The following is an 11,765-nucleotide window of genomic DNA, read 5'->3' as shown; positions in this document are numbered from 1 at the left end:
ATCTTGCACAATAAGATGGCGTTGCGCCATCATTATAATCCAAAAAATTAGTGTTTTGTATGTATTCAAAGCCGTGTTGGCTCACTTTGCCAGCAGGTACCGGCAAATGCCATTTCCCTACATACCCGGTTTGATAACCTCCATCTTTTAAAATTTTGCCCATCATTAACAGGCTATCCGGCCATTGTCCATCCTTTTCCGGAGCATTGCCAACAAAACCAGTTTCAAAAGGCATTTTACCACTAAAAATAGCTGTGCGAGAAGGGGTACACAAAGGTTGTGCACAATAGGCCTTGGTAAACCGCACTCCATTTTGCGCCAGTTTATCCATTGCCGGGGTGTGCAGATCTTTATTTCCGGCACTGCTCATCGCATCGGCAGTTTGCTGATCGGTTATGATCAGCAAAACATTGGGTTTAGTTTGGCCGTATAATATTGGATTCAGGCCAAAAAGAATAAGGATGGCTAAGGGAAATATCTTCATATTAATGTGGGTTTATCATCCATAATCAGTTAACCTGGATATTGATCAAATAGCATGACCAAATGTTCTTGCTCCGCTTTATAAACAGGATTATCGTATAGATTTACTCTTTCTGCCGGATCTTCAGAAAGATTATACATCTCCTTTAATTTCTTCCCGTCATTAGTGGTTATTCTCAACTTCCAATCGCCCTCTTTTACGCCCTCTAAAACACGGTTTACATAATAAATAGGTTTATGCAACTTATTATAATTCTTAACACTCAACAGATCTTTAACAGACTCCCCATCAAGCGTATATGCAGGCAGCTTTACTTGTGCCCAATCAGCAATTGTGGGCAGCATATCGATATTTGACAAAGGAGTTCTTATAACCGTGTTAACAAGCGTATGGCCTTTATAATAAATGATAAAAGGCACCCGGTGTCCTGCCTCATAAGAGATCCCTTTTGAGCCCTTGAAAATACCAGCTGTACCAATATGGTAAAGTTGGGTAATACCATCTTCAAACATTCTTTTTGGCGCATTTAACCAAGGTCCATTATCGCTTGTAAAAATAAAGATGGTATTGTCTGCTTGCCCATTTCTTTCCAATGCCTGCCAAAGTTTAGCCATTGAATGATCCATATCCTCTATTACATTACCTAATGCGCCCCCTGCAGAATGTAAACCACCCTTTTTTGCACCCAATGCAACAGGCAAATGCGGCATATTATAAGCAAGATATAAGAAGAACGGTTTTTTTTGCTGTGCCGAGGAATTAATAAACTTAATGCTTTCTTTGGTGTATAAATCGGTTAGTGTGGTATCTTCAGGTCTGTATATTTCTGGTCTGGTATTTCTAAAAATCTTAATCACGGTGTCGGTTTTCACATATGGGGCCCGATAATCATGACTATATAACATACCATAAAATAAGTCAAAACCTTGTTTATTAGGTAAGGCTGTACCATAGTCGCCCATATGCCATTTGCCTATGCATGCGGTTGTATAACCTGCAGGCTTTAACATTTCGGCAATAGTAACCTCGCTGTCTTTCAGACAAGGTTTTTCTCCGGGGCCAACCGGCCAGTTTAAATCGGTCCGCGTGCAATATCTACCCGTAATTAAAGAGGCACGCGAAGGCGAACAGGTTGGCGAGGTCGTTACAAAATTGGTCGCTAAAACGCCTCGTTTGGCCATGCCATCAATAAATGGCGTATTTATTAAGGGATTGCCATAACAAGAAAGGTCGCTGTAGCCCATATCATCGGTAAGGATGATCACTACATTGGGTTTCTTTTGTGCTAAAGCATAGCAGCATATTGTAGAAAATAATAGGATAGTCATCATATACTTACCAAGTTTCCCCATCATAATTATTGTTTTAGTTAGACCTCTTACCATATGTATTTAAACTTTATCAAATTGCTTTTTTATTTTTTGGTAAGCAAGCAATGCTTCCAAAAAGTAGTAATCTGCATAAATTAAACCGCCATCCAATTCCGATTTCCTTAAAAAATTACCTGTGGCATGTTTCAACAAATAATCACCTTGGCCACTGGTATTTAAATAAGCGTCAGAAGCAAGGCTTTGCAACATCCGCTCTGCCGATTTAAAATATTTCTTGCCGTTTTCGGGCGATAAGGTAGCAAGTTTCAACAAACCCGAAGCCAGCAAAGCCCCTGCCGAGGCATCCCTTAAGGTCGGATACTTGGGTGCTCTATAATCCCAATAGGGCACCATATCTTTTGGCATATTTGGGTTGTTTAAAATGTATGATGCCACATTTTCAGCCTGTACCAAATATTCTTTTTTACCCGTGCTTTGGTACATAAATGTAAAGCCATACAAGCCCCAGCTTTGTCCGCGGCTCCAGGAGGCAGTTGCAGGGTCACTGTTGCCATTGTTCCAATCCCGTTTACGCATTTGTCCGGTAGCGGGATCGTAATCTACAACATGCGAACAGCTAAAATCATCACGGTACTGGTTTTTCATTGTCGTATTGGCATGGTTAATGGCTATATGATAATAAGTACTATCGCCTGTAAACTCGGTTCCCTTTAACAGCAGTTCCAGGTTCATCATATTGTCAATAATCACCGGGAATTTCCAGTCGCGGGCGGTATCAGGGCTCCACGACATGATCGATTTCACCTCCGGGTTATATCTTCTAATAGCCGTTTTAGACGCTTCAACAATTACTTCCTTGTATTTCGGATTTTTTGTTAACCTATAACCATTACCATAACTACAATAGATCATAAAGCCAATATCGTGATCGGTACTAAAATACTTATTATTTTCTACCAGCGCAGTTGCATATTCCGCTTTTTTAAGGATGTCTTTATCTTTTGTAAACTCGTAAGTAAACCACAAATTTCCGGGATAAAAACCACTTGTCCAATCGCTTACCGTTTGAAAACCTTTTGCGGTTGAACGGGGCAACTTTCCTGTTTTCTGTACCGTATTATAGGCATTGTTCAAATACACTTTTTCGAGCGCAAATATCGATGCAATCTTTTGATCACTAAGACCAGAACTGGTTTGGGCAGTAGAAGCATTTACAGTAATGCTCAAAATAAATACTGAAAGGCCCGCTGCTACCCATTGCCTTAATTTTGTTAAATGTTTTTTCATTAAAAATATCTTCGTTCCATCATTTGTCTATACTCTATCCGGGACCTATTTGGCTATTTCTATAGTAACCGGTGCTCCATTGTACAATTCAGCCTGATAATTATAAAAAGCTTCATCCCTTTTATCCGCCAGTTCGGCTACAATTTTCGCTCCTGTTCCTTCTGCCAAAACCGTTACATATTCACCTTTGCGGGGATAAATGCCACCTACATTGTAGTTGTACCGACCAGCTTTTAAAGGTTGCGATACATGAAAAATCAATTGCTGTCTATCTATTGCCGGCGATGGGTTGCTAACAGTCAGCTTCCATTTGTCGCCACTATCTTTCAGTATCATTAAAGCAGGTGCTTCTGCAGTAACCGTTAAATTGCCTAGAGTAAGCGTAGCAGGTTTAAAAAATGCCAGTTCCCAGATCTTTTCACTCTGCAAGTACACCCCATGTGCACCATTGTCTTTTTTATAGATGATATCCCTCGCATACTTTTCTAGCACAGCATTCATTTCATCGGCAGTAACATTGGGCACCAGACAGTAAAAATAACCTTTGGTTGCATCCGGATTTAAGCCGTGATTAATGGATATGATAAAATTGGGTGTTTTATCTGCTATAGTTGGGTCGGTAATATTAATTTCCTTCCCGGTTTTAATGTTCAATTGTTCTTTTCCTTCGGGGAAGATGATATAGCCCTTATCTCCGCTATGCAACCACATTGGTCCGTTAATATCATATTTCAGATCAACTGCATCACCAGGTTGTATGACTTCTTTTATCCCATCACGGAATACCGTTAAAGGATTGATGAATGAAGATTGGTCTACCGTGGTTATAATATCTTTTTGCTGGCCAGGGTGCACCCTTTTAATGTTATTGCCCAAAGCAATGATTTTGTCGCCCGCAAAATAATAGCTTTTAAATGCAGTGGCTGAGCTGTATTTTTCACGTGGTAAATGATGGTATATAGCAATACCTGTTTTTCCATCGGCCGTAACACCTGCCACATCGTTATCGCCGGGCAAAGAAGCCTGTGCGTGCCCAACCGGCATAGCATCGGTACGCCATTCCTCGGTTAGTCCCGGTAAAGCATGCCAATCCATATTTGCCAAAACCTTTTCCGAATATTCATCACCCTTAATTTTTAAGGGTAAAATACCATATCCTGCGTACCAGGATCTACGTACTCTTCCAAAATCCTCCGCTCCAACAGTACGTTTCGATTTCAGTTTTAACGACACATAAAAAGTTTTTTCGCCTTCAACACGCCGATGTACTAAAAACTCGTTTACCCAATAAGCGTCTGTACCGGAATATTCCTGTTTATTGCTTTTAATTTTATGGTATGCATCATCCAGTTCTGCCTGGTTCATGATTTTCGTATCTTCGCTCTGCACATTTTTTAAATCCGAAATAGCTTTTAAATAAGTCTCATTAACAAATTTTTGTAAATCATCTCCATAAGATCTTCCGCTAATTAAAAAATCAAACCTGTTTTTATAAATGATTTTGGGGTAGATCCTTTCCAACCTATCCGCCGGAAACTGATATGCACTGCTGGGTAGCTTAAAATCGGTATTCTTAAACTGGTTAAAGCCCACAAATGCATCGGTTAGCCATTCAAAACCATAGGCTACCATAGCAACATCAGTAGCGTTGGCAATATGATGGGATACTGTACCATCTGGCTGAAAACCAGATTGTATATATTGATGTGCCGGTACTTTGTACTTTGTCATCCAGCGGGCTACATCAGCTACCACACCGTTTGGACTCCATCCCGGAGAAAAGCTCATCCCTTTAAAAGGCTGGCCTTTATAATAATCGCTGTACCAGTATTGAACGTAGGTCATCGGCCGGTTATAATCTGCCCACATAATCGGTAGTGCCAGCATCATACGGCTACGGTGTCCCAGATTGGCATCGGCCCAGGCACCAGATGAACGTAAAGTATCTGTAATTTTCCCCCAACGTTCTGCCGGATCGTTCACCGCCCTTCTATTCGCAACCTCTGCCATGGCAGTTTGGTAAAAGCGTACCAAATCGTAATATACACGTTCAGCTTGCTTATCGCCATTCTTCATCTCGGCAATCATTTCGGGCATCAAATGTACAACCGGAGCGATCAGCGCATCAGAAATTACCCATTGGTGGGTTACAACTTGCTCCTCGATCAGGTTGTGCAACCTCAAATTTGCAAAGCCATCACCCGTGCAATTACCTATTGGTTTTCCAGCTATAATAACATCTTTTCCTTCTACAGGTACAGCTTCGGTATAAGCAATAATGGCACTATAAATCGTTCTTTTTAATCTTTCCCTTTCAGCAGAATTTCCTGCTGGCCCGTACTTTTTTGAAGTCGCATACGCATAGCCCAAACCTCCTATTTGATTAGAAACCGATTCCCAATCATATTCTATGCTTTTGCCGACAGGTTTATATTCGTTAGGATTTTTATGGTAAAAACCATATTGGATAAATTCGCCCTTAGTTGCTTCTAAATTTACAATGGTTTTTTCCACCTCAGCATCTTTTGGCTTTTTACGCCCAAACATCCTTCCATTTGCTGCAGTAAGCGTTTCATCTTTATAACGATTAAACAAAGTTTCCCAAAGCGTTTGTTTAACCACTTTTACTGTAACCGGGAAAGAATTAAGCTGTTGAGCACCATCTTTTAAAACCACGGTTAACTGTTGGTTACCCAGCATTTTTTCGTCTAGTTTTTGTTTGGTGGTTATGATGCCCATAATCCTTCCTGCAGGGTCAAATTTTGTGCTCATCGCAAATAAATCCCCTTTTTGGTCTGCAATGGCAAATTGATAGCTTTTTGGGATGGGCTTACTGAGCACATCTTTGTTCCGCTCTAAATGGATACGCCCCGTTACTTCCGTATTTTCCGGACTGTTTACGGCTATGTCGAAATAATTGGCAAATACTTTTTCCTGCGCAAAGGAAAAGTGCATTTGAAACAGGCAAAATACCCAAAGAATCATTTTTCTAAAATTCATTATATTATGGAATATTTAATAGGTAAGCCCAGCTTTGGTTGGTATCTACGTCTTGCGGATAAGCCAGGTACCCCACTCTTCCCCCTATGGAACAACGGATGCATCTATTTCTCTTTTTGGCTGCGCGTACCCGGCCTCCACATCTAACCAAAGAATATCATTAGGACCATAATTAAATTTAAAACCCTGGATTTTGTCTGGTTATATTCTTATTTACATCTATTTCATTTTGCGGAATAGGATATAATTCATGTTTACCTTTCACAAAATTAGTCCCTGCTACGTAGTTGTATTGAGTCCGGATGGCTTTTACAGCAGTTTGTGTGGCCACTATCTTATCTCCTAACAAATTCCATCTAATGAGATCTGCACGGCGCATACCTTCAAAACAAAGTTCCCAGGACCGCTCATTTTGGATCCTTAACAAAAAATCATTTTTGCTTAATCCCGAAGGAAGATCAACATCAACATTGTTCTTTTTAGGTAAAAGCGTTACAGTTGCGGTAGCACCATTGCCAGCTCCGTTAAAAGTTACGGTAGGTGCAGAGGTATAACCTCCCCCTTGATTAAGCATCGTTATCGCTGTGATTTTACCCGAAGCCACCGTCGCTATCGCATATGCATCTGTACCACCTCCTCCAGTGATACTGATTGTCGTATTGGTTATAGCAGTTGTATTGTCTTTGTAACCTGTACCAGCAGCCCCTAAAGTAAGTTTAATACCACTTCCCGGCGTATTGGTACCATAAGCTCTTCTTCTAACGGCATTTATGGCATCATATGCTTCTGCTGTTGGGCCGTTGTTCAGTTCATTTTCAATTTCTGCCTTCATCAGCAGTACATCTGAGTAGCGCATAGATACACAATTGATATTGGTATAAGATTTTTCCAATGCCCCATTTTTTTGATACTCCCTGCTCCATTTTCCTGGTGTCCATTGTTCATCTTGTCTGCCGGTTAATAAGGCGATTCTATTTCCATTGGCATCCACAGCATACCTTGCAATCGCAAAATCACGCCGTAAATCACCGTCTGCAAAACTGGTATAAAATGAGGCCGGGACAAAAGTGCGGTTCAGCGTATTTCCATAAATTCCGGCAGTTGTTAATGGCGCGTTAAAAGTACCGAAACTCGAATTGTTCGTATTGGTGGCAGTAGGGGTATAAATAGACATTTCAAACAAACTTTCTTTTGGTTCAAAAACTTGCTGACTTTGGTTTTTGAACACCTGGCTATAGCTCGCATTTAACTGATAAAGTCCCGAAGACATCACATCATTAACCTGTGTTTTTGCAAGTTGATAGTACTTTGTGTAGTCAGAAGCCCTTTTCATGGTACCATCGGCGCGTAAGGAATATCCTCCCGCAAATAAAGCGACACGGGCCAACATGGCTTTCGCACCAAATTTGTTGATCCTTTCATCGGTTGGGAGTGTTGATGGTAACACCTCGATGGCCTCCTGCATGTCTTTGATAATCTGATCATAAATGGCAGCCCGGTCTGTTAATGGCAGTCTCAAATCATCTCCGGTTACAGAACTTTTGGTTTTAAAAGGCACATCGCCCCAAAGCCTAATCAGTTCTGAATAGTAAAATCCCCGGAGAAATTTGGCTTCACCCAGCATACGGTTCAGATCTGTCTTTTGGGCGGCTGTTCCACTGGCGTACAGGTCCATTTTCGGAATGCGCTCAATCACCACGTTGGCGCGGTCTATACCACTATACAATGCACCCCAAGTACTAAAGAACAATGAATTTCCAGCCAGATAGTAATAGTGGGAAACTTCTCTGAAATCGTTGGACGTTGCTCCCGGGCTTAAAAACTCTACATCGGTATCTGCATCATAAACCAACGGAATGTACCAGGCATAGGTATTTGGGTTTTTCATTACCTCATAAACGCCTAGAGTAGCCGAGTAAGCTTCACCAACAGACTGAAAGAAATTAGCTGAAGTAAATGATGAATAAGGTATGGTTTCAACAGCTTTTTTGCATGAAATGAATGGCGTAAGCATTATTAAACCTGCAAAGGCCATTTTTCTTATATATATATGCTTTGTTCTCATTTTTATATTTTTTTTTATAGCGATAGATTTAAACCAGCAACAAAAGATCTTCCTCTTGGATAGGCACTAAAATCTACACCAGGGGTTAAAGGATTATTTGTTACACTTACTTCCGGATCGTAACCAGAGTATTTGGTAAATACATGCAAGTTATAAGCTGTAACGTAGATACGGGCATTTGCAATTTTTACTTTACTTAACCATTTTTTAGGTAAGGTGTATCCTAAACTGATATTGTTGATTCTTAAAAAGGAACCATCTTCTATAGCAAAACTGGTCAATCTTCCCGCCGTTGTACCTCCAATGGAAGCAATGGTGTTTTTACCCTTGTTCAAGGCTTCAAGTTCTGCAGGATCGGTAACCAATTGCCCGGAAGCACCTACGTTTGTCCATCTGTTGGCCTGAAAGGCTAAATTACTGTTGAAATCTCCGGAGATAACGAGGTTGTTCTGTATGTTGGCATTGTAAATATCATTACCATAGGTAAAATCGAGAAATACACTTAAATCAATTCCCTTATAACTGAATGTATTGTTGATACCTCCGGTAAACTTCGGATTTGCATTTCCGATAATGGTGCGGTCCTGATCATTGATTAAACCATCCGGCACACCATTGGGCCCGCCGATGTCTTTATATTTCGCATAACCAGGCTGAGGCGCATTACCACTGTTTACCACACCTGGCTTCAACACATAGGTGCCGGTTGTTGAATTGTAATTAAAGTCATTGACCTGGTAAAGCCCATCACTTATATAACCATACATCATTCCAACGGGCTGCCCTACTTTAAGGATATAATCGTTAAATGAAGTATTGTAACTGCTGGTTAACAAGGAGTTTTCCTCATTACTTAATTTAAGCACTTTGGTTTTATTAAATGCAATATTGAAATTCGTATTCCATAAAAATTCACTGTTTCTGATATTTACAGTATTCAAGGTAAATTCTATACCCTTGCTGGAAGTTTCGCCTATATTCTGAAGTTGGGTACCAAAACCAGAACTTGCCGGGATTCTGGTGTTGTACAACAAATCTTTAGACCGATTGTCGTATAATTCTGTAGTCAGCATAATTCTTTGCTTAAATAAGCCCAGATCCAAACCAATATTCTTCTGCACTACTGTTTCCCATTTCAAGAAAGGATTGGCTAAATTTGCCTGATACACTGCACTGATCACCTGATTATTGAGCGGATAGTTACCGGTCACATAGGTACCCAGGGCAGCATAGTTCGCAATACGGTTGTTGCCCGAACTACCATAACTTACTCGGAGTTTCAGATCTGAGATCGCGCTGAATTGTTTCATAAAAGCTTCTTCATTAATTTTCCAGGCCAACGCACCAGACGGGAAGTATCCAAAAACATTCTCCTCACCAAACTTGGATGAGCCATCTCTTCTGATCGATGCACTTAGCAGATATCTACCCTTATATGAATAATTTGCCCTGGCAAAAAAGGACAAGAGTTTGTCGTCTTCTGCATACGAAGTGGGGAAATTGGCAATGGTTCCGGCCCCCAGGTTATCAAAGCCATTGTTAACCGTCGGGAAGCCCGCTGCACTGGCCGAAAAGCTTTCTCCGTAATTATAAATATACTCCTGTCCTATCGATACATCCATTTTATGCTCTTTTCCAAAGGTGTTGGCATAGGTAATGACGTTGTTGTAAGATAGCCGTTGAGTTAAAGCATCACTTATGCCTCCATTTGGCCCGCCAGACCTGATGGCCTGGATGTTAGTGGCATCGATAAACGTTTTTATTTTATTGGTTTGACTACTAAAGCTCACCAATCCGTTGTAGGATACATTCTTAAGAAAATTATACCTGATGGTTGCACTGGCATTTAAATTTTTTATAGATTGTTCTATCTTTCTGGAATTAAGCGAGATCAACGGACTTTGAAATGCCGGATTGCCCTGGTTATCTAAAGGATCTATCGTATCATCAATTAAATCCAGATCGTTGTTATTTTTACCGTTTATTGGCCGGTATTGCAGCAAAGTTTGCAAAAAGCTTAAGCGGGCATTCCCCCCTGTTTGCGTACCTCCTGTACCATATATAAACTGATCAGAATAATTTACGATACCTGTTACGGTGATATCTTTACCAATGTTGTTTACAACGGAGAGTTTAGCGATGTCTTTATTGGACCCACTGTTCAGTAAAATACCATCGTTTTTACTTTTGGAATAAAAAAGGTTATACTTAATTTCGTTCGAGCCGCCATTGATACCTACTTTATGATATTGGCTTATAGCGGTTTTATCAAAAACTTCTTTTTGCCAATTAATTCCTGGTCTGTTTGCGTACCGGGTTTGCAAAGAGTCGAAAGAACCATACGTATTCAAAAAGGTTGCCATTCTGCCCACATTTGGCAACGCGTTTTCATATGCATACTGTACATATTGATACGGATCTAAAACTGGCAAATAGCGGGTGATCGTTTTAGCCCCCACATAACCATCATAATTAATAGTCGTTTTTCCGCTCTTTATTTTTTTGGTTGTCACCAAAACAACGCCATTGGCCCCACGCGCACCATAAATAGCGGTCGCAGATGCATCCTTCAATACATCAATGGATTCTACGTCTGTTGGATCCAGAAATGCAAGGCCTTCTGTTTGCGGTACCCCATCCACTACGTATAAAGGTTCATTGCTCTGTGTTATAGATGTACCTCCCCTGATTTTAATAGAGGGTGCCGAGCCTGGATCTCCACTCCCCATAGTAACCTGCATACCAGCAATACGGCCTTGTAAAGCTTGTGCTATGTTTTGTACAGGTACTTTAGCCAACTCCTCACCTCTTATAGATGAGACTGAGCCCGTCAGGTCCTTACGCGCAACGGTTTGCCCATAGCCGGTCACCACCACCTCGTTCAGGTTATTGGCATCGTCTACTAATTGAACATCAATAACAGTTCTGTTATTGACCTGCCGCTCTACGGATTTAGTACCCAAATAGGAAAAAGTTAAAGTAGCATTTGCTTTTACTTTGATTTGGTAGGTACCATTGCTGGCGGATACCACTGCATTTTGAGTTCCCTTTTCATAAATTGAAACCCCGGGCATGGCTTGTTTTGTGCCATCTCTTACTACACCCTTCACAGTAATAATTTCCTGTGAAAAAAGCAAGGTTGATGTGGTCAGCAAGAATAAGATCAATAGGATTCTTTTCATTTTCTTACAAGTTGGTTGGTTAAGGACATGGTTGATTGTTAGGTAGAGTACCTATCGTTATCTGGTTTATAATTTGGTTGATTTGAAGAAACGAATTTAACGCAAGACTATCCAATTTGAGTTTCAAATTTGTTTAAAATGCTATCAAATTTGATGAATGGTACATTTAAAAAAGTGTTTTTCTCTCATAAATCGCCGCCAAAGGGCCATTTAACACTTTTAAACTGGAGAAGTCTGGTATTTTAAAATTCGAGGCTTAATTTACGTTTAACCAAATTCAAAATATTTCTGGTGGATATTAAAAGTGTTTCATTTTTAACTACTCTAATTTCACAGTTACAAAACAAAACAAATTAATATCTAAGATTCAAATCCAAACACTATGAAAAAAGCTTTTTGCTTAGTGGTGGTAGCAG

General features: G+C 40.4%; 6 protein-coding genes. All 6 read right to left on the bottom strand.

Annotation, left to right across the window (positions count from 1 at the left end; genetic code table 11):
* On the bottom strand, positions 1-484 hold a 484-nt coding region (locus tag DBR11_RS27035; RefSeq protein ID WP_146186686.1), incomplete at its 3' end, for a sulfatase.
* 29 nt (positions 485-513) lie between these two features.
* The gene (locus tag DBR11_RS27030; RefSeq protein ID WP_233260927.1) at positions 514-1,839 is read right to left on the bottom strand and encodes a sulfatase-like hydrolase/transferase; all 1,326 of its coding nucleotides are present in this window, start codon (positions 1,837-1,839) and stop codon (positions 514-516) included.
* A gap of 36 nt (positions 1,840-1,875) precedes the next feature.
* Complete coding sequence (locus DBR11_RS27025) at positions 1,876-3,102, bottom strand: glycoside hydrolase family 88 protein (protein ID WP_108555659.1); 1,227 nt, start codon at positions 3,100-3,102, stop codon at positions 1,876-1,878.
* Between the two features lie 45 nt (positions 3,103-3,147).
* Positions 3,148-6,102 carry a polysaccharide lyase family 8 super-sandwich domain-containing protein gene (locus DBR11_RS27020; RefSeq protein ID WP_108555658.1) on the bottom strand — a complete coding sequence of 985 codons (2,955 nt, stop codon included), beginning with the start codon at positions 6,100-6,102 and terminating at the stop codon, positions 3,148-3,150.
* Positions 6,103-6,280: 178 nt separating this feature from the next.
* Positions 6,281-8,167: a RagB/SusD family nutrient uptake outer membrane protein gene (locus tag DBR11_RS27015; protein WP_108555657.1), complete on the bottom strand. Its 1,887-nt coding sequence runs from the start codon at positions 8,165-8,167 to the stop codon at positions 6,281-6,283.
* A gap of 14 nt (positions 8,168-8,181) precedes the next feature.
* Entirely contained in the window at positions 8,182-11,349 is a 3,168-nt protein-coding gene (locus DBR11_RS27010; RefSeq protein WP_108555656.1) for a TonB-dependent receptor, read from the bottom strand.
* Between the last annotated feature and the right edge of the window lie 416 nt (positions 11,350-11,765).

The organism is Pedobacter sp. HMWF019, from assembly GCF_003061025.1.
Classification (GTDB): Bacteria; Bacteroidota; Bacteroidia; order Sphingobacteriales; family Sphingobacteriaceae; genus Pedobacter.
This window is presented reverse-complemented; position numbering and strand designations above follow the sequence as displayed.